Source organism: Mariniflexile soesokkakense, assembly GCF_039650365.1.
Taxonomy (GTDB): domain Bacteria; phylum Bacteroidota; class Bacteroidia; order Flavobacteriales; family Flavobacteriaceae; genus Mariniflexile; species Mariniflexile soesokkakense.
Genome location: NZ_JAZHYP010000003.1, coordinates 357,515 through 377,222, shown reverse-complemented (window position 1 = coordinate 377,222; position 19,708 = coordinate 357,515). Strand labels below are relative to the sequence as shown.

The 19,708-nt window shown below is 33.5% G+C and carries 19 protein-coding genes; 13 read left to right on the top strand and 6 right to left on the bottom strand.

Annotated elements, in window-relative coordinates; genetic code table 11:
• The first annotated feature begins 182 nt into the window (after nt 1–182).
• Nucleotides 183–1,292, top strand: a complete 1,110-nt coding sequence (locus VP395_RS08405; RefSeq protein WP_346241428.1) for an HNH endonuclease domain-containing protein — start codon at nt 183–185, stop codon at nt 1,290–1,292.
• Nucleotides 1,280–2,146, top strand: coding sequence for an HIT domain-containing protein (locus VP395_RS08400; RefSeq protein WP_346241426.1), 867 nt, complete (start codon nt 1,280–1,282; stop codon nt 2,144–2,146). Before VP395_RS08405 ends, VP395_RS08400 begins: the two co-directional genes overlap by 13 nt.
• A 117-nt stretch (nt 2,147–2,263) precedes the next feature.
• Here the strand turns inward: VP395_RS08400 and VP395_RS08395 are convergent, their stop codons facing one another.
• The 3 genes from VP395_RS08395 to VP395_RS08385 are packed head-to-tail and all read right to left on the bottom strand — an operon-like array spanning nt 2,264 to nt 3,742.
• The gene (locus tag VP395_RS08395; protein WP_346241424.1) at nt 2,264–3,202 is read right to left on the bottom strand and encodes a HipA domain-containing protein; all 939 of its coding nucleotides are present in this window, start codon (nt 3,200–3,202) and stop codon (nt 2,264–2,266) included.
• On the bottom strand, nt 3,192–3,527 hold the full coding sequence (locus tag VP395_RS08390; RefSeq protein ID WP_346241423.1) for a HipA N-terminal domain-containing protein: 336 nt from the start codon (nt 3,525–3,527) through the stop codon (nt 3,192–3,194). The genes VP395_RS08395 and VP395_RS08390 overlap by 11 nt, the downstream gene beginning before the upstream one ends.
• Complete coding sequence (locus VP395_RS08385; protein ID WP_346241421.1) at nt 3,524–3,742, bottom strand: type II toxin-antitoxin system Y4mF family antitoxin; 219 nt, start codon at nt 3,740–3,742, stop codon at nt 3,524–3,526. Before VP395_RS08385 ends, VP395_RS08390 begins: the two co-directional genes overlap by 4 nt.
• Nucleotides 3,743–4,494: 752 nt before the next feature.
• Here VP395_RS08385 and VP395_RS08380 point away from each other — a divergent pair.
• Both VP395_RS08380 and VP395_RS08375 read left to right on the top strand, forming a co-directional pair.
• Nucleotides 4,495–7,911: a pectinesterase family protein gene (locus VP395_RS08380; protein WP_346241419.1), complete on the top strand. Its 3,417-nt coding sequence runs from the start codon at nt 4,495–4,497 to the stop codon at nt 7,909–7,911.
• Nucleotides 7,912–8,282: 371 nt separating this feature from the next.
• Nucleotides 8,283–8,483 (top strand): PID-CTERM protein-sorting domain-containing protein, encoded by a 201-nt coding sequence (locus VP395_RS08375; RefSeq protein ID WP_346241417.1) that lies wholly within the window; start codon nt 8,283–8,285, stop codon nt 8,481–8,483.
• On the opposite strand, the gene VP395_RS08370 is transcribed toward VP395_RS08375, so the two are convergent.
• Nucleotides 8,480–9,076 carry a riboflavin synthase gene (locus VP395_RS08370; RefSeq protein ID WP_346241415.1) on the bottom strand — a complete coding sequence of 199 codons (597 nt, stop codon included), beginning with the start codon at nt 9,074–9,076 and terminating at the stop codon, nt 8,480–8,482. The two genes, VP395_RS08375 and VP395_RS08370, sit on opposite strands and share 4 nt — an antisense overlap.
• A gap of 65 nt (nt 9,077–9,141) precedes the next feature.
• On the opposite strand from VP395_RS08370, the gene pdxA reads away from it, so the two are divergent.
• The 9 genes from pdxA (at nt 9,142) to VP395_RS08325 (ending at nt 16,519) form a co-directional block, all read left to right on the top strand.
• The gene (pdxA, locus tag VP395_RS08365; protein ID WP_346241413.1) at nt 9,142–10,188 is read left to right on the top strand and encodes a 4-hydroxythreonine-4-phosphate dehydrogenase PdxA; all 1,047 of its coding nucleotides are present in this window, start codon (nt 9,142–9,144) and stop codon (nt 10,186–10,188) included.
• Nucleotides 10,189–10,261: 73 nt separating this feature from the next.
• Entirely contained in the window at nt 10,262–10,801 is a 540-nt protein-coding gene (locus VP395_RS08360) for a YceD family protein (RefSeq protein ID WP_346241412.1), read from the top strand.
• A 9-nt stretch (nt 10,802–10,810) separates the two neighbouring features.
• A complete protein-coding gene (gene rpmF, locus VP395_RS08355) occupies nt 10,811–11,014 on the top strand; it encodes a 50S ribosomal protein L32 (RefSeq protein WP_069829108.1) in 204 nt (67 codons plus the stop codon).
• 180 nt (nt 11,015–11,194) lie between these two features.
• On the top strand, nt 11,195–12,196 hold the full coding sequence (locus VP395_RS08350) for a beta-ketoacyl-ACP synthase III (protein WP_346241409.1): 1,002 nt from the start codon (nt 11,195–11,197) through the stop codon (nt 12,194–12,196).
• A 23-nt stretch (nt 12,197–12,219) separates the two neighbouring features.
• The gene (gene accB, locus VP395_RS08345; protein ID WP_346241407.1) at nt 12,220–12,699 is read left to right on the top strand and encodes an acetyl-CoA carboxylase biotin carboxyl carrier protein; all 480 of its coding nucleotides are present in this window, start codon (nt 12,220–12,222) and stop codon (nt 12,697–12,699) included.
• 102 nt (nt 12,700–12,801) lie between these two features.
• Nucleotides 12,802–14,154: an acetyl-CoA carboxylase biotin carboxylase subunit gene (gene accC, locus VP395_RS08340; protein WP_346241405.1), complete on the top strand. Its 1,353-nt coding sequence runs from the start codon at nt 12,802–12,804 to the stop codon at nt 14,152–14,154.
• 106 nt (nt 14,155–14,260) lie between these two features.
• Nucleotides 14,261–15,373, top strand: coding sequence for an NAD(P)/FAD-dependent oxidoreductase (locus VP395_RS08335; protein WP_346241404.1), 1,113 nt, complete (start codon nt 14,261–14,263; stop codon nt 15,371–15,373).
• A 2-nt stretch (nt 15,374–15,375) separates the two neighbouring features.
• A complete protein-coding gene (mtgA, locus tag VP395_RS08330; RefSeq protein WP_346241403.1) occupies nt 15,376–16,059 on the top strand; it encodes a monofunctional biosynthetic peptidoglycan transglycosylase in 684 nt (227 codons plus the stop codon).
• Nucleotides 16,060–16,069: 10 nt separating this feature from the next.
• The gene (locus VP395_RS08325; RefSeq protein WP_346241788.1) at nt 16,070–16,519 is read left to right on the top strand and encodes a 3-oxoacyl-ACP synthase; all 450 of its coding nucleotides are present in this window, start codon (nt 16,070–16,072) and stop codon (nt 16,517–16,519) included.
• Between the two features lies 1 nt (nt 16,520).
• On the opposite strand, the gene VP395_RS08320 is transcribed toward VP395_RS08325, so the two are convergent.
• Together VP395_RS08320 and VP395_RS08315 are read right to left on the bottom strand one after the other, a co-directional pair.
• Nucleotides 16,521–17,435 (bottom strand): ABC transporter ATP-binding protein, encoded by a 915-nt coding sequence (locus VP395_RS08320; protein ID WP_346241402.1) that lies wholly within the window; start codon nt 17,433–17,435, stop codon nt 16,521–16,523.
• 100 nt (nt 17,436–17,535) lie between these two features.
• Complete coding sequence (locus VP395_RS08315) at nt 17,536–19,599, bottom strand: prolyl oligopeptidase family serine peptidase (protein WP_346241401.1); 2,064 nt, start codon at nt 19,597–19,599, stop codon at nt 17,536–17,538.
• Between the last annotated feature and the right edge of the window lie 109 nt (nt 19,600–19,708).

Below are 19,708 nucleotides of genomic sequence, written 5' to 3'. Positions count from 1 at the left end.
ACTAAGATAAAAGTAAAATTTTGGTTACATTGTTAATAAAATTACTTTTGATAAAAATATTTATAGAAAAGAACTAGGTGTTTGTTTGGAAGAATCAATACACAGATTTCACGAATTAAAGATATTTATACTTTCAAAGTCATTTTTTGACTTTATAAATCAGAAGTTAGATTAATTATTAAATGAATAACGAAGTCTTTTTTAACATCAGTAAAATCATAGAAAGAGACAGTAAGTCCACAACATATAAATATGCACTTTTGCGAGGTGTTATAGATATTATTCAAGATAATTCGCCCTATATTTCATTTGATAAATATCGAGTTCAAATACCGACAGGACTTCTTATTGAAAAATGGTTGATGTACTACTATCCGATTTTGCAATCCCAGACTTCAATCCCACAAATTAACGGTGAAACTAATTTAGCTTTCAGCATACAGTTAAATAAATTAATTTCTGATTATGAAGCTCGTGGTGGTTTTTCTGCATTTTACAACGACCTAAAGAATAAAGGAATACCTGAAGATTTGCAAAGTGATTTTTTCGAACTTGCTAAAAAACTTAGAGATACGATTACCAAAATGCCAATGAAGTATATTGGTCGTTCTATTACTAATGACTTTTATTCCATTTTCAATTATGAAAATCATACAATCAGAAGAAAATCAACAATAGACATTGAAACTTTAATCAAAGAATTTGGAACATTTTCAATTCCTTATGGATACTATGAAGCCTTTAAGATTTTAGGTAGTTTTATCAATGGGCAAGATTCTATTCTATTCAAATGGGCAGAATTTTCAGTGAATGCTTCTGGAAATAATCTTTCTGTTCATAAAGTTCTAAATGAAGCTTTAAAGAGTCCTATCACTATGCGAGATATTAAGGAATCGAAAAAATTGTATAAAGAGATTCTTCAAAAAGAAGGTAATGTTTATTGCGTTTGGACGGGTAGAAAAATTTCAAACTACGATATTGACCATTTGATTCCGTTTTCAGTATGGAAAAACAATGACCTTTGGAATTTACTTCCGTCAGACTCAAGAATTAACAATCAAAAGCGAGATAAAATTCCAACACCAGAAATAATTGAAAGGCAAAAAAATCTCATTCTTGATTATTGGGGAATCATATTTGAAAGTCAATCTAAACGATTCCAAAAAGAGATTCAAGTTGCACTTTTAGGTAATCATTCATTTGATTCATGGAAAAATATTGGAATTACTCAATTGCAAAATAGTTGTAATTATTTAATTGAAAATAGAGGTTTTGAGGGATGGAAAATTTAAAATCAAATCCAAACAGTCATTTAACAGCAAAAGAAAGACAATACCTTTCTTTTCCAGCTAAAATTCTATTCAATCAGAGTTTATTAGTTGGTGATGTTTTGGATTTTGGTTGTGGATTTGGAAATGATGTAAAATTGCTTCAAGAAAAAGGAATTAATATTGAAGGTTACGATAAGCATTACTTTCCTAATTTTCCTAAAAAGAAGTTTGACACCATAATTTGCTTCTATGTTTTGAATGTGCTGATGCCAGAAGAACAAGCAACAGTTTTAATGGAATTGTCACAACTTATAAAACCAACAGGGAAAGTATATATTGCAGTTAGACGAGATTTGCAATATGAAGGATTTAGGACGCATAAACTTCATCAAAAGAAAACATATCAATGTAATGTAATTCTAAATTCAAAATCATATTTCAAAAATGAATATTGTGAGATTTATGAATATCAGCATTACAATCAATTAAAAAGAAGTGAAAAATCCGATTGTCCTTTTTGCAATCCTGATTCTGAAGGAGAACTTATTGTTGAATCAGCAACTGCTTACGCTATTTACGATAAATTTCCTGTCAATGATGGTCACGCTTTAATAATTCCTAAAAGGCATAGTGCAGATTATTTTGACTTAACTTTCAAAGAACAAGCAGCTTGTATGTTTATGTTGAACAAGGTTAAAGAAATAGTTTCAGCTAAGTTGAATCCAGATGGTTTCAATGTTGGAATTAATGTAGGCGAAAAAGCAGGTCAAACGGTTGGTCACGTTCACATTCACTTAATTCCGAGATACAATGGAGATGTTGAAGAGCCAAGAGGTGGTGTGCGAGGGGTAATTCCTAACAAACAAAAATATTGAATAATAAGTACATTAAATGAGTAAAGGCATACAAAAAAGACATTATTCTAGGGTACTGGTTAATCCTAATATTTGAAAGTAGTTTTATGCTTTTAAATAAAATTTAGATAACAAAATTTATAAGATTCTTGAATAACGCTGTAATACTAACTCAATATATCTGACCTTCATACCATCTGATAAAAACGAGTTTTCAATCCATTTTACAGCAACACTTTTCTTTTTGTTAAATCGATTAAAAACACCAGTGATTTGCTTATCGGTTAAGTTTAAACTTATACCTAGCGCTTCAAAATTAGAACTTGTAAGCTTGCTTTTTTTGCCTTCGATGGTTAATGCCATTTCTTCTTTATCTTCTGGATTTACTATGGTTACATTTAGCAAGTCATAAGCAGGGGACAATAACCAACCAGAATTTGATTGAATCATTGAGAAGTTTTTAAGATGCATATCATTATTGCCAGTTAGGAAACTAAAAAGGGCTAGTTCGAAAAAGAAAATTTTGTCCAATACGGTATTACTTGAATACAAGCCTAAAGCTTTCCCAATTTTCTCCATGGAACTTTTGTATTTGTCAAAGGCTTCGGTAATTTGAAACATATCAAGCATATGAATCTTTTCATTATCATCTGTTCTATCTATGCGTTTTGTAATATAAGATAACTCTCCAGACTGCAAACGAATTAAGCTAGACTTTACTGTTTGAATACCAAAGGCTTCTGCAATACGCATGGTTACATGTTCATTTTGAGGCATATCGGGATAGTCTTTCGAAGGTGGTTTAAAAATGAAGTTTCCTCCTAAAGCTCCAACAACTGTTAATCGAAAGTTGGTGTTGTGGGTCACATCATTTACTATTGATAGAGATAATTTCGGCTGTACGCCTGGAACGGCAACACTGCGTTCAATAACGTCTTTTGCGAGTTCAGACATTTGGTATAATGAATATTCCAGTTTTGGAGGGAATTCTGTTCCAAAAAACGACAGGCTACATGCTTTATGAAAGTCTGTTTCATGGTCAAGTGGTTTGTAGCAGTATAAACAATTATGCTTCATTATCTTCTATTATTGGTTGAACACTAACGGCTCCTATACAGTTTTGGCAACAAGCAAGTAATAATCCCATACGATCGTTGGGGTTTAATTTCCAATTTTTAGTGGCAATGTTTAAGAGCCAACCTTCGGGAATTAAACCTTCAAAAAACGGAAATAAACGATTGCTTTTGTAACGCTCTGTTCTAACTGGCATTGTAAAGGTTATAAATTGACTGCTATAATTTTTAATGTAATATTTAGTGTATTCAAACAGGTAATCGCCATCATCAGTTTCTGTGAGAATGCCTGCAACTATTTCGTTGTAATAAATGGATGCTTTTCTCATTTTAAATGATTTTTAAGCACTTTTGAATCTACGGGCGCAAGCTCATGACCGAACATGCTTAATACAAGGTTTACCTTATCCATGTTTAGATTGGTTTTACCTTGTTCTATTTTTCTAACCACCGTTAATGCAACGCCAGCACGCTCTGCAAACTCTTCTTGAGTAAGGTTGACGTCTTTTCTACGGGCTTTTACAAATTCTGATAACTCGTTCATTATATGTTTTTAAATATAATTTTATACAAATATAACGAATTATATGCAAATGCGTATATTTAGTGTGTAAAATATGTTTTTATATGTTTATACGTATAAATACATATGTTTGTGTTATATAAAATCAGTCTTAAAGCTATTAATCCAAGTTGAAAAAGCCCCACTTCCAGCACATATTTTTTCTTTCACTCAGCAAAAAAAGCATCATTTCATAAAAAATAAGAGCTTACAGTTCCGCGCAATATCAGTTATGGCATTTTAGGATATTTCATTTATAAAACCTTTAAATACCATAACCAATATTTTTAGTCCACCCGCAATTTAGAATTTCTATTGAAATTTAGAAATGCCATCCTAATTATTCTAATGAGCTTGTAACTTTTCCAAAGAAAGCTATAAAATTTGTTTCTCAACAGATTGCATCATCAGGCTCGTACTTCGCTCTTTTTATAAATCTTTATGAGTTCCAAATTTTAAGTTGTACCAGTTTGGAAAAGGTAACAGCGAGAGCCTTTAGATTTGTATTATAGATTACATACATTTTTATACATGTACAATTTACTTATTTGTTAAGTTTATAAGTTTTATTTACTACAATAAACCATGAATTCGGATTGACTAAATATAATTTAGCAACTGCATTTTGTCTGTTTTTTATGTTGTTTGAAGATTTTATGTAATCGATTACTTTTTTTAATCTAAAAAACGTATAATTGTAATCAATTTTACAAAACTAAACTAAATTTTACATTATGGATTCAGCTTTACTCTTTAAAAGTCATAGGGCTTTTTTTATTGTTTTTTTTGCAACAAGTATGCAATTAATGGCACAAACTGTTAATGAAACAGCAACTATTATATGGCCATTTAATTTAGGAACAGCCAACCAAGTGGCTACTTATTCAGGTTCAGCTTCGACAGCAGACTATTTTAAACCAGATTATACAAGTCTTGGTAGTAACTATATTTATAATGGTTCTAAAACAGAGTCAACCCAGCCTGGAGTTACCTATACATCTATTAAAAATCCAGGGGGATCGAACACGCCTACAGGAGCAATAGTTGGAAACCTTTTAAGCTTTAATATAACACCTGTAACGGGATTAAATTTCGCTCCAACCTCCATCGCATTTAACTGTCAACGATTTGGAACAGGTTCAGGGCTTTTTGATTTATATTGGAAATCTACCGATGGAACATCTAAGTTAATACAAGCCAATGTAAAACCTGCTCGATCAGGTGCAGATGGGGTTAACTCAGTTAGTATAGACCTAACAAGCTTATCTATACCAAGCTCCAGTGGTTTATGTACATTAGAGGTTTATGTACATAGCCTTGGTGGTGGAAAAGATGTAGGGATTTCAAACGTTCAAATTATTGGGAATTTAAGTGGAACAGTTGCTACTGTTACAACTTATACTGTTACAACATCTAATATGCCTGTAAATGGAGGAAGCATTACAAGCTTTCCAGTAGGTTCTGTACATGATGAGGGCACAGAAATCACTCTTACTGCAAGCAGAAATTTTGGTTATCAATTTTCACATTGGGCAGATGGTGCAGAACAACAGGTTTCTACCAATAACCCATATACATTTACATTAAATAGTAATGTAGAATTAAAGGCCGTTTATACCGTAATTAACACTTATTCTTTAGACTTAACAGTAAATGGAGGTGCGGCAAATTATATGGTAGCTATTGCTCCAACAGGAACAATGGTTAGTTCTTCTAGGATGTATGAAGAAGGAACCAGTGTAACACTAACAGCAAGTAATAACGAGATTTTTAATTTTTCAAATTGGGAAAGTGGCGAAACGAATGCTATACTTAATGTTGTAATGGATGGAAATAAATCTATTTCAGCTGAATACAATGCCTTAGGTTATATTGTTGGATGGGATTTCTATGTCTCTGGAAGCAGCGGTCGACCAGCCGATTTTTCTTCAGATGTTGTAAACGATGCTTCTGCTTTAATACTTCGTCAAGCAGATGGCACACAAAGTTCTTGGTTAGATAAATCTTCGCCAGCAGGAGGTTATGAGGGCAGAAATGCTGCTGTTAACTGGAAACCTATTGCCGATAAATTTTACTATCAAATTAGTTTTAATGCTACAGATTACACCGATATTAGTGTAAAAGCTTCAATGCTTTATAATTATAACGCCTATTCAAAACAATTATGCGAATATTCAATAGATGGTACTAATTTTACTCAAATTGGTTCTATTGATTTAGTGAATGCTAAAACTTATTACGACGGAGTATTTACGTTACCATCAGACGCGAATAATCAAAGCGCTGTTTATATTAGATGGATTCCAGATTACAATTCAAGTATTATTGGAGCTACTGCAACTAATGATGGAACAACTATTTCTGGCATCTATGTTTTTGGAACAGAAAGTGTTTTTAATGATGGTATAGCACCAGTTCTTGCAAACTCTGTACCTACAAATAATGCATCGGGAGCATCAGCTACCGGAAAAGTAGTACTTAATTTTGATGAGCGTGTTAAAATAGCTGATAACACAACGGCTACACTTAATGGTAAAGACTTAACACCAGTTGTATTTGGTAAATCAATTTCATTTAATTACTCAGGGTTAGATTATAATACGCAATACACATTTGAGTTGGCCGGAAATGTTGTATCAGATTTAGCCGATAATACGAAAACAGATGCAATTTCAATCACTTTCACAACGCTTAATAAACCAACCGTAACAAAAAAAACCTACGATTTTATAGTGGGTGTAGATGGCAATTTTGCTGCGGCTTTGGCTGCAGCTCAAGCAGCGTCTTCAAGTGGAGAAAGATTCTTTATATTTTTCCCTGATGGTGAATATGATTTGGGTAACACCACAGGAGATGCTACACAACAAACCTTTATTAATATCCCTAAGGTGTCTTTTATTGGGCAAAGTGCCGATGGTGTCGTTCTTTTTAATGAGCCTCTTGCGGCAAATGAAGGCATAGGCACCACGCCAACTATAAATTTCCAAACAAATTCTAAGGATATTTATATGCAAGATATTACTCTTTTAAATAAGATGGATTATCGTAAAGGTGCGTTTACAGGAAGAGCGGTTGCATTAAGAGATCAAGGAGATAGAAACATTTATAAAAACGTTAAACTTCTAAGTAATCAAGATACTTTCTATACCGGAAGCAATAGAATTTATTTAGAAAACAGTGAAATTCACGGAACAGTAGATTTTATATTTGGTGGCGGTGATGTGTTTTTTAATGAATGTGATATTTATTTAGAAGACCGTGGTGGGAACCATGTTACGGCAGCGGCTACCGCATCAAGTTGGGGTTATGTGTTTAGAGATTGTACTATAGATGGTTTCCCTCAAACAAATGGCACATATAAACTTGGTCGTCCATGGCAAAGTAGCCCTAAAACGGTGTTTATTAATACAGTTATGAAAGTTTTACCGGCCAATGAAGGTTGGTCTGAGTGGGGGGCTGCTCCATCGGTTTATGCTGAGTATAATAGTTTAACATCATCTGGAGTGCCTTTAGATTTGTCTGGAAGAAGAACTACTTATAATTACACAAATGGTGGAGGCGGAACTGTGGTGCTTAATCCAGTTTTAACGCCAGAACAAGCAGGTACTTATACGATTGAAAATGTATTAAGTGGGACAGATACTTGGCAGCCAACATTATTTACAGAGCAGGCATCAGTTCCTGTTTTGTCAAAATCAGGCTCAACACTTAACTGGGACAATAATGATTATGTATTGGGATGGGCTGTATTTAAAGACAATGTGTTTGTAGATTTTGTAACTAGTAATAGCTATACAATACCAGGAAGCACCTCTACAGGAGTTTATTCGCTTAGAGCAGCCAATGCTATGGGAGGTTTAGGGCTTTCTTCAAATCAAGTGGATATCAGCTTAGGTATAAAAGAAAATAATTTATTAGGTGTTAAGGTATATCCAAATCCTGTGATTAATGATGAAGTTTTTGTATCGATTCCTTCGGTATCTCTAAATACAACTATGGCTCTTTTTGGGTTGGATGGAAGACTCATTATGAAAGAAAACATAAAGAGTAATAAATTAACAATTAATATGTCAAAAATGCCTTCGGGTGTTTATTTATTAAAAGTTGATTCAGAGAAAGGAACACAAGTTTCTAAGATAATAAAAAATTAAATTAACCAAATTAAACCAAAAAGCCCGTTTTTAAAAACGGGCTTTTTGGTTTAATAAGAACAAAGATTGAAAATAGTTTTTTAGAATATAATTCTCATCTTTAAAAAAACAGGTATTTGTTTAAAAGTCAATATAAATCAACCTTTTTTAAATTTATTTTCTATACTATTTTATATATATTTGCTCTGTTGATAAAAAAATGAGGGGTTATTTTTTCGTATTAGATACTTTTTTTATAATAGTATCGTTTTTAAGTACTAAAATAAAATAATTGCATTTCGTCGAATATTTTAAACACTTTACAGGTGTTTTAATACTGAATTTTATGTAATTATTTTGTTCGCTTATTTTTTTTTATACATTTGTACCCAATGATAATACAAAACAAAAGAATAATTGCCTCAATCTTATTTGTATTAATAAGTTTTGTATGTGTTGCTCAAGGAGGGCCCCCTCCGCCTGGGCCACCACCACCAGTTGGTTTACCCATAGATGGAGGTGTTTTAATGGGTGTTTGTGTGGGGTTGTTTTATGGAGCTAAAAAACTATTGTTTAAAAAAAACAAGTGTTAATTAGCATTGCCAAGCTCTAAAAGTCTAGAAACATATTTTCCTAAAACATCAAACTCTAAATTTACTACAGTCCCTTTTTTAAAAGTGTTAAAGTTAGTGTGGTTATATGTATAAGGTATAATGGCAACACTAAAACTATCTTTTTTCGAGTTTACAACCGTTAAACTTGTTCCGTTTACAGTTATAGAACCTTTTTCAATAGTGATATTGTTAAGCGACGTATCGTAATTAAAAGTAAACACCCAGCTGCCATTGGTTTCTTCAACATGTGTACAAACCGCTGTTTGGTCTACATGTCCTTGAACAATATGGCCATCAAGTCTGTCGCCTAGTTTCATGGCGCGTTCTAAATTAACTTGGTCTCCAATATTAAGAGTGTTTAAATTGGTTTTGTTTAAAGTTTCTTTTATGGCAGTAACGGTATATTCGTTGTTATTAATGCTAACAACCGTTAAGCAAACCCCGTTATGTGCTATACTTTGGTCTATTTTCAATTCGTGGGTAATAGTACTTTTTACAGTGATATGAAGATTGTCTAATTCGGTTTTTAAATTTGATATGGTTCCAATATCTTCAATTATTCCAGTAAACATAATATTGTTTGTTTATTTAACTAAATTTGCATCATCAAAATTACAAACAAAAGTTGTCATTCTTAATGAAGAAATCGGAAAATATAGTAGTTGGCATATCAATAGGTGACTTAAATGGCATTGGTGGAGAAATTGTTTTAAAAACATTTGAAGACTCTAGAATGTTAGAATTCTGCACACCAGTTATTTTTGCTTCGGCAAAGGTTATGAATTTTTTCAAAACTCATTTTAATTCAGAAATCAATTTTAACAATATAAATAATTTAAACCAATTGGTTTTTGGAAAAGTCAATGTGTTTAATTGTTGGAATGAGCCTGTAACAATTGAATTTGGTAAAGAAGATGTTAAAATAGGCGAGTACGCCATAAAATCTTTGCAAGTAGCAACAAAAGCTCTTAAAGACAATCAAATAGATGTATTGGTTACTGCGCCCATAAATAAGCACAATATACAATCTGAAGCATTTAAATTTCCGGGACATACCGATTATTTGGCACAACAGTTAGAAGGAGAAAGCCTTATGTTTATGGTGACCGACACATTAAGAGTTGGATTGTTAACAGATCATGTACCTGTAAAAGATATTGTAGAGAACCTGACAGAGGTATTAATAATTAAAAAAATAAATGCTGTTTATAGTTCGCTGTTAAAAGATTTTAATATTGTAAGACCCAAAATTGCGGTTTTAGGCATTAATCCGCATACGGGCGATAATGGTGTAATTGGTAATGAAGATGATACTATTTTGCGTCCAACACTTCAAAAAATTAAAGAAGAAGGTAAATTAGTTTATGGGCCTTATGCTGCCGATAGCTTTTTTGGATCTAATAATTATAAGAATTTTGATGCTATTGTTGCAACCTACCACGACCAAGGTTTGATACCGTTTAAAACATTGTCTTTTGGTCAAGGGGTTAATTTTACCGCAGGATTAAATAAAATTAGAACGTCGCCAGACCACGGAACTGCCTATGAAATTGCAGGAAAAGGTGTGGCAGATGAGAATTCTTTTAAGGAAGCTGTTTTTGCTGCCATTCAAATATTTAAAAACAGATTTGATTATGAGGAACTTACAAGAAACCCCTTAAAAAAATCAAATCAAAAGATGTAAACAAAAAAATGTTTATAAGTAATGTTGCTTAAATAAAAATTTATATATTTGCAGGCTCAAAATAGATGTGATAATGAAGCCATTAAAAGAGTTTACAATTCCGTTTGTAGGACTGAAGATAGGGAAACATCATTTTGAGTATAAAATTGAGAATGCGTTCTTTGAATATTTTGAGTATGAAGAGTTTAATGATGTAAATGTTGACGTACATCTTGTATTAGAAAAGAAAACAACATTGTTAGAATTGAACTTTAAAATTTCAGGATTTGTAAATGTTAATTGCGACTTAACAAATGAACCTTTCAATCAACCCATAAAAAATGAGTTTGATTTAGTGGTAAAGTTTGGAGATGAGTACAATGATGAGTTTATTGATATTCTTATTGTGCCTCACGGAACATACGAAATTAACATTCAACAATACATTTACGAATTAATTGTACTTGCAGTACCAATTAAACGTATACATCCAGGGGTTAAAGACGGAACTTTAGATTCCGACATACTAAAAAGACTAGAAGAATTAAGACCAAAGCTTAAGGAAGTAAAAGAAACTGAAGAGGAAACCGATCCTCGTTGGAATACATTAAAGAAACTATTAACGGATAAATAAACATAAAAAATGGCACATCCTAAGAGAAAAATCTCGAAAACAAGAAGAGATAAAAGAAGAACACATTACAAAGCAACTGCGCCACAGATTGCTACTTGCCCAACAACTGGTGAAGCACACCTATACCACAGAGCGCACTGGCATGAAGGAAAATTATATTATAGAGGTCAAGTGTTAATTGATAATTCTGAAGCTGTAGAAAACGTAGCATAGATAATATGTACGCATATAATAAAACGCTCACATGTGAGCGTTTTTTTTATGAAATGCTTTTTCTACAGGACAAAAACACGTATTTTGCATAAAGTTTCGTCAAATTTTATTAGTTTTCACGAGATATTGAGTGTTTTTGTTCAATTTTAATGATTTTTTGATCAATTTAACTATAAAGTTATGGGAAAAATCTCAGCAGCAATAACCGCCGTTGGCGCTTATGTGCCAGAATACGTATTAACCAATCAAATTCTTGAGACTTTGGTTGATACTAATGATGAATGGATAACTTCCAGAACAGGGATAAAAGAGCGTCGAATTCTTAAAGACGAAGGTAAAGGAACTTCTTATCTAGCCATAAAAGCAGCTCAAGATCTTATTAATAAAAAAGGGATAGACCCTAAAACAATTGAACTTGTTATTGTTGCTACAGCAACTCCAGATATGAAAGCGGCTTCAACAGCTTCTTTTACAGCTTCCGAAATAGGTGCAACCAACGCTTTTTCATTTGATATGGATGCAGCGTGCTCTAGTTTTTTATACGGTATGTCGGTCGCTGCTAGTTATATTGAATCTGGTCGTTATAAAAATGTATTATTAATTGGAGCTGATAAAATGTCTTCAATAATAAATTATAAAGATAGAGCCACTTGTATTATTTTTGGTGACGGTGCGGGTGCCGTTTTGTTTGAACCTAATGAAGAAGGTTTGGGACTTCAAGACGAATACCTAAGAAGTGATGGTACAGGTAGAGAGTTTTTACAAGCTACTTACGGAGGGTCTTCGTTTTCGTTAACAGCAGAAATTTTGGAGAAAGGCGGCCAATATGCCTTTCAAGAAGGAAAAACAGTATTTAAAAATGCGGTATTTAACATGGCTGATGCTGCGGTTAAAATATTAGAACGTAATAATTTAACAAAAGATGATGTAGATTGGTTGGCAGCACATCAAGCAAATAAGCGTATTATTGATGCTACAGCACAACGTATCGAATTAGAAGAAGAAAAAGTGATGATTAACATTCATAAATATGGTAATACTACCTCTGCTACGTTACCGTTATTATTAAATGATTATGAATCACAACTAAAAAAAGGAGATAATGTAATTTTTGCCGCTTTTGGAGGCGGATTTAATTGGGGAGCCATTTATTTAAAATGGTCATATAATTCAAAAAACTAACCACTAACTAATTAGTAAAGATTATGGATATTAAAGAAATTCAAAACTTAATCAAGTTTGTTGCCAAATCAGGGGCAAGTGAGGTTAAATTAGAAATGGATGATATTAAAATCACCATAAAAACAGGATCAGACCCGGAAACAACAGCAGTACATTATGCACCTGTTGCTCCTCAAATGCCACAAATGCCAGTACCAGTTGCTGAAGCAAAACCAACTGTGGAAACTTCTGCGCCTGTTGCTCCAGCAGCAGAAAACTCAAAATTCATCACTATAAAATCGCCAATTATTGGGACTTTTTATAGAAAACCAGCACCAGATAAACCATTATTTGTTGAGGTTGGACAAACTATTGCAGAAGGCGATGTGCTTTGTGTTATTGAAGCCATGAAACTTTTCAATGAAATTGAATCTGAAATTTCAGGAAAAATAGTTAAAATATTAGTTGATGATTCTTCTCCAGTTGAATTCGATCAACCATTATTTTTGGTGGACCCATCATAACCTATTAAAAATTCCAATACCACATCCCGATAGTTATTGGGACTCAAAATCCAATATTTGGAATTTGGCGATTGGAATTTGTAATTTTTAATTCAGAAAGTTATGTTTAAAAAAGTATTGATTGCCAATAGAGGGGAAATAGCATTACGAGTTATTAGAACCTGTAAAGAAATGGGCATAAAAACGGTAGCTGTTTACTCAACGGCTGATGCAGAAAGTTTGCATGTTAAATTTGCAGACGAAGCCGTTTGTATAGGACCTCCATCTAGTAGTTTATCTTATTTGAAAATTTCTAATATTATTTCGGCAGCCGAAATAACTAATGCAGATGCAATTCATCCAGGTTACGGATTTTTATCTGAAAACGCTAAGTTTTCAAAAATTTGTGAAGAACATGGAATAAAGTTTATTGGTGCTTCTCCAGAAATGATTGATAGAATGGGCGATAAAGCCAATGCCAAAGCTACAATGAAAGCTGCGGGTGTGCCATGTGTACCTGGAAGTGATGGTATTATAAATTCATTTGAAGACTGCGAAAAAATAGCCAAAGAAACGGGCTATCCAGTAATGCTTAAAGCTTCTGCTGGTGGTGGTGGAAAAGGTATGCGAGGGGTTTTTAAACCAGAAAACCTTAGAGACGCTTGGGATTCTGCACGTCAAGAAAGTAAAGCTGCCTTTGGAAATGACGATATGTACATGGAAAAACTTATTGAAGAACCAAGACATATTGAAATCCAAATTGTGGGAGATTCTACAGGGAAAGCATGTCATTTATCTGAAAGAGATTGCTCTATCCAACGTCGTCATCAAAAATTAACCGAAGAAACCCCTTCACCGTTTATGACCGATGAACTTCGTGAAAAAATGGGGAAAGCAGCCGTAAAAGCAGCAGAATATATTAAATATGAAGGCGCAGGAACTATCGAATTTTTAGTAGATAAACATCGCAATTTCTACTTCATGGAGATGAATACCCGTATTCAAGTAGAGCACCCAATTACAGAGCAGGTTATCGATTTTGATTTAATTCGTGAACAAATTTTGGTAGCTGCGGGTGTGCCAATTTCTGGTAAAAACTATTTACCAAAATTACACTCAATAGAATGCCGTATCAATGCTGAAGATCCGTTTAACGGCTTTCGTCCATCACCAGGAGCAATTACAACGTTGCATGCCCCTGGAGGGCACGGCGTGCGATTAGACACCCACGTGTATGCAGGTTATACCATTCCACCAAATTACGATTCTATGATTGCTAAGTTAATTACAACAGCGCAAACCAGAGAAGAAGCCATCAATAAAATGAAACGTGCTTTAGATGAGTTCGTTATTGAAGGGATAAAAACCACCATACCGTTCCATAGACAATTAATGGATCATCCAGATTATTTAGCTGGAAATTATACCACTAAGTTTATGGAAGATTTTGTAATAGAAAAACAAGTTGAAGAATAAAAAGTAAAGACTCCGAAAGCAATTTCGGAGTTTTTTTATGGTATTAGTTTCGTTTTAATTAGAAAAGCAAAATTCACTATTTTTACTACCAGCGAAACAACCAAAAATGAATTTATCCTATTGGGAAATAAAATCGTGGTTTACTAATATAGATTATACTATAGTTGGCAGCGGCATTGTAGGTTTAAGTTGCGCTTTGCATTTAAAAGAACAGTATCCCAAATCAAATGTTTTAGTACTAGAAAGAGGGATGTTACCTCAAGGCGCCAGTACAAAAAATGCAGGATTTGCCTGTTTTGGCAGCCTTAGTGAAATCCTCGACGACTTACAATCGCATTCAGAGGAAGAAATTTTTAATTTAGTAAAAAAACGTGTAAATGGGCTAAAGTTGTTAAGAGATACTTTGGGTAATCAGGCCATAAACTACCAAAATAGTGGAGGGTATGAGTTGTTTTTTAATAATGATAAATTGTTTGAAGTATGCCTTTCAAAACAAGAATACATTAATAATTTACTTCATCCTATATTTAAAAAGGAGGTTTTTAGGATCAAACCCAATAGTTTCCGTTTTGGAAATATAAAAGAACAATATATTTTTAATGCCTTTGAAGGACAAATTGACACGGGAAAAATGATGCAAGCATTACTTAAAAAAGTACAATCTAAAGGTGTTAAAATTCTTAATAATATAGTAGTTGAAAGTTTTTCAGAAGAAAGCAATTTGGTAAAAATAAAAACGAATTCAATCGAATTTTCAACGTCAAAATTATTTATTGCCACCAATGGTTTTGCTTCGCAACTTATTACAGAAGATGTAAAGCCGGCACGGGCACAGGTACTCATCACAAAGCCAATTAAAAACCTTCATATAAAAGGTGCGTTTCATTTGGACAAAGGTTTTTATTATTTTAGAAATATTGATGATCGTATTTTGTTAGGTGGTGGTAGAAACCTAGATTTCAAAAGGGAGGAAACAACTGAGTTTTCACAAACGGAGTTCATACAAAACAAATTAGAAAGTATATTGAAAACGGTAATTTTACCTCAAACTTCGTTTGAAATTGAACAACGATGGAGTGGTATAATGGGTGTTGGAAAACAAAAAAACACTATTGTAAAACCATTGAGTAATCACGTATATTGCGGTGTAAAACTTGGTGGTATGGGAATTGCCATTGGGAGTTTAATAGGTAAAGAATTAGCAGAATTAATAGTGTAAGTATGTTTAGAAAAGTATTTAGATTTTTATATAAAAGTTTACTTTGGTTTTTTGTCATTTCAATAGGTTTGGTGGTTGTGTATAAGTGGGTGCCCGTTGTTGTTACGCCGCTAATGGTTATTCGCACTGTGGAGCAAAAGATAGATGGGAAAGACATGGTGTGGAAACACGATTGGGAATCTATTGACAATATTTCTAAAAACTTGCAATTAGCGGTTATTTGTAGTGAAGACCAAAATTTTTTAAACCACCACGGTTTCGATATGAAAGCAATAGAAAAAGCGTTGGAATTCAATAAAAAAGGCAAGAGAACCAGGGGAGCAAGCACCATAAGCCAACAAACCGCAAAAAATGTTTTTTTATGGCCACACCGCAGTTGGCTACGTAAAGGGTTGGAGGCCTATTTTACCTTTTTAATAGAATTAATTTGGTCAAAGGAGCGTATCATTGAAGTGTATTTAAACAGCATAGAAATGGGAAATGGCATTTATGGTGCCGAAGCTGCTGCACAACATTGGTTTAAAAGACCCGCTGCCAATTTACGTCAACAAGAAGCTGCTGCCATTGCCGCTATTTTGCCCAGTCCGTTGCGATACAGAGCAAATCCTGCAACCAATTATATTCAAGGCAGAAAGAACTGGATAACAAGACAAATGCGGTTTTTTGGGCCTTTAAATTACGATTAAATAAATGAGTTTGAAAACCAAAGAAAGTTTGTATTCGCAATGTTTGGAATTTGTTGAAAATAGGTTTAACACCATTCAAAATACCATCAACGAACTACAAGAATCTCTAACATCTGAAACCAAAAGTAGTGCAGGTGATAAACACGAAACCGGTAGAGCCATGTTGCAATTGGAACGTGAAAAAGCGGGAAATCAATTGGCAGAAATTCAAAAGATTAAAGAAAATTTATCTAAAATTAATATTTCAAATACTACAGAATTTATTGGTTTAGGAAGCGTGGTTTATACAAACAAAAGCAATTATTTTATTGCCATTAGTGCTGGCGAAATAAAGTTTGAAAATGATGTGTTTTATGCCATTTCATCCAATACGCCAATCGGGCAATTGTTAATGGGGAAAACCGTTGGTGATGTGGTTGTTTTTAAAGAGCAAAAGTTTAAAATTGAAAAGGTATTTTAAATTATTTTAAATAGGAAAGATAGGTATTTATACCTGTTTGTAATTCAGCATCATGTTCAAATAACACCTTTTTCCCATCTAAGTCTGCTTCAATTAAATAATAACTTCCTTTGTAAAATGACTGTTTAACGGTTGCTTTTAAGTTTGAATTTTCAACCACTTTCAATTGATTTGCATATACAATTCCGTGGTTTTCAATTTCATTGAATTCATCAAAAAAAGAAGCAATCAATTTATTTTCAGGGTTTTTGTAAAGTTCTTGTGGTTTGCCTGTTGCCATAATTTTAGCTTCGTGCAACACTATCATGTGGTCTGAAAATGAAAGTACATCATCTTTATCATGAGTAGCTACTATACAAGTAATATTTTTTTCTTTCAGATATTTAAAAAGATTACGGCGTAACGATTGTTTTTTAAAATTATCGATATGGCTAAACGGTTCGTCTAACAATAAAACCTCGGGTTGTTTAGCAATGGCTCTAGCAATGGCAACACGTTGTTTTTGTCCGCCACTTAATTCTTTTACTTTAATATTCGCATAAGACGTTAATTCAATAACATCTAAAAGCTCTTGAATTCGAGTTTGTTTTTCTTCAGGATAAAAGTTAGAAAGAAAAGCACCAATATTTTCGGCAACGGTAATAAAAGGCATTAAATCAAATTCTTGAGCCACATATTTCATGTACTTAGGTCCTATAATTAGGTTGTACTTTGGACCTAAAATTTCGTTTTCTTTCCAAAAAATATGGCCTTCATTTAAATCGAAAGTGCCGTAAATTAGCTTTAAAAGGGTGCTTTTTCCTGAACCACTTTCACCAATAACAGAAAAATGCTCACCAGTTTTAACTGAAAAACTAATGTCCTTTAAAATAGGTTGTTTTTTATATTGAAAGGTTAGATTATTTACTTGTAACATTGACTTTTTGTTGTCTACTCGAGCGCAGCCGAGAGGTTTTTAATAGTTATCGACTTGGTTTATCTTGAGCACAGTCGAAAGGCTCGAACCTAAGCATATTTTAGTGTTTATTGATTTTATTTGGCAATTCCTGAAAGCCCATATTAAAAAGGGTAAACCCAAAAATATCCGCATATTGTTCAATGGTTTTACTAACCGGCGTTCCTGCTCCATGGCCCGAATCAGTTTCAATACGGATAAGCGTTGGGTTTGTACCAGTTTGTTTACTTTGCAATTGGGCAGCAAATTTAAAACTGTGTGCGGGTACTACACGGTCGTCGCGATCGCCAGTGGTTATTAAGGTTGCTGGATATTCTACACTTTTTTTTACGTTATGTATAGGGGAATAATTTTTGAGATATTCAAACATCTCTTTAGAATCTTCAACAGTGCCATAATCGTATGCCCAACCTGCACCAGCAGTGAAGGTATGGTAACGCAGCATGTCTAAAACGCTCACTGCGGGCAATGCTACTTGAGCCAAATCGGGACGTTGCGTCATAACCGCACCTACCAGTAAGCCACCATTAGACCCTCCTCGAATTGCTAAATAATTTGGTGAGGTATAATTATTAGCAATTAAGTAGTCTGCTGCAGCGATAAAATCATCAAATACGTTTTGTTTTTTTAATTGTGTCCCGGCATCGTGCCATTTTCTGCCATATTCGCCACCACCACGTAAATTAGGAACGGCTATGATGCCACCCTGTTCCATCCAAACGGCATTGGTTATACTAAATGCGGGGGTTAAACTTATGTTGAAACCGCCATAACCATAAAGGATGGTTGGGTTTTTACTGTCGAATTTTAAATCTTTTTTATGCGTTAAAATCATAGGGATTTTAGTGCCGTCTTTTGATGAGTAAAATACTTGGTTACTTTCGTAAGCATTACTGTTAAAATCTATTTTTGGTTTCCAATATAAACTCGTTTCACCTGTTTTCGGATTCAACTTATAAATATTTGAAGGCGTATTATAATTGGTGAATGAATAATATATGATCTCATCTTCCTTTTTACCGCTGAAACCATCGGCTGTCCCTAAACCGGGGAGCTCTATTTCTCTAATAAGATTGCCTTGATAATCGTATTGTTTTACTTTTGAAATGGCATCAACCATATAATTTGCAAAGAAAAAACCACTGCCTTTTGATGGGGTTAAAACAAATTCGGTTTCTGGAATTACATCTACCCAATGTTCTGGTGTTGGATTTGATGCATTAACCGATACTATTTTTTTGTTTGGGGCATTTAGGTTGGTTACAATAAATAAATTGCTGCCTTTATTTTGAATAATGTAAGAATCACTATTGGTATCATTCAAAATGGTAATTAATTTGCTTTTTTTATTAGATAGATCTTTAATAAATAGTTTGTTACCCGAGGTTGATACCCGAGGTGTTAAGATTAAAAACTGATTGTCCTCCGTAACATTGGCATAAATGTATCTGTGTTTTTCTTCAGGTGTTGCACCATAAACAATGGTGTCTTCGCTTTGAGGTGTTCCAAGTTTATGATAATATACTTTATGTTGATCGGTTTTGGCAGATAATTCGCTGCCATTTGGCTTATCGTAGCTTGAATAATAAAAGCCTTCGTTTTTGTACCAGGAAATCTGGCTGAATTTTATATCAATTAAGGTATTTTCAATTTGTTTTTTAGTTTCAACATTCAAAACAATTACTTTGCGCCAATCGCTACCACCTTCAGAAATAGAATAAGCCAAAAGGCTACCGTCTTTGGAAAAACTTAAAGCATCCAATGAGGTAGTACCATTTTTAGAAAACGTATTAGGGTCTAAAAAGACTTCCTCCTTACCGTTTTCTTTTTTTCGGTAAATAACATTTTGGTTTTGTAAACCGTCATTTTTTGAAAAATAGGTGTAATCGCCTTCAATAAAAGGAGCTCCTATTTTTTCATAATTCCAGATTGAAGAAAGGCGTTCTTTGAGTTGTTTTATATAGGGAATTTGCTTTAGATATTTTGCTGTACATTCGTTTTGAGCTTTTACCCAAGCTTCGGTTTCTTTACTTCTGTCATCTTCCAGCCAACGATATGGGTCTTTTACTTCCGTACCAAAGTAAATATCAACAGTATCAACGGTTTTCGTTTTTGGGTAATTCACAATATTATCTTTTTCCTTTTTTCATAAAAGATTAGCCTTAAGGTAAACGGACTAGTTGCATTGCTCTCAAAAATAATCAAAAAAGCTCCTGTACCAAAAATACAGAAGC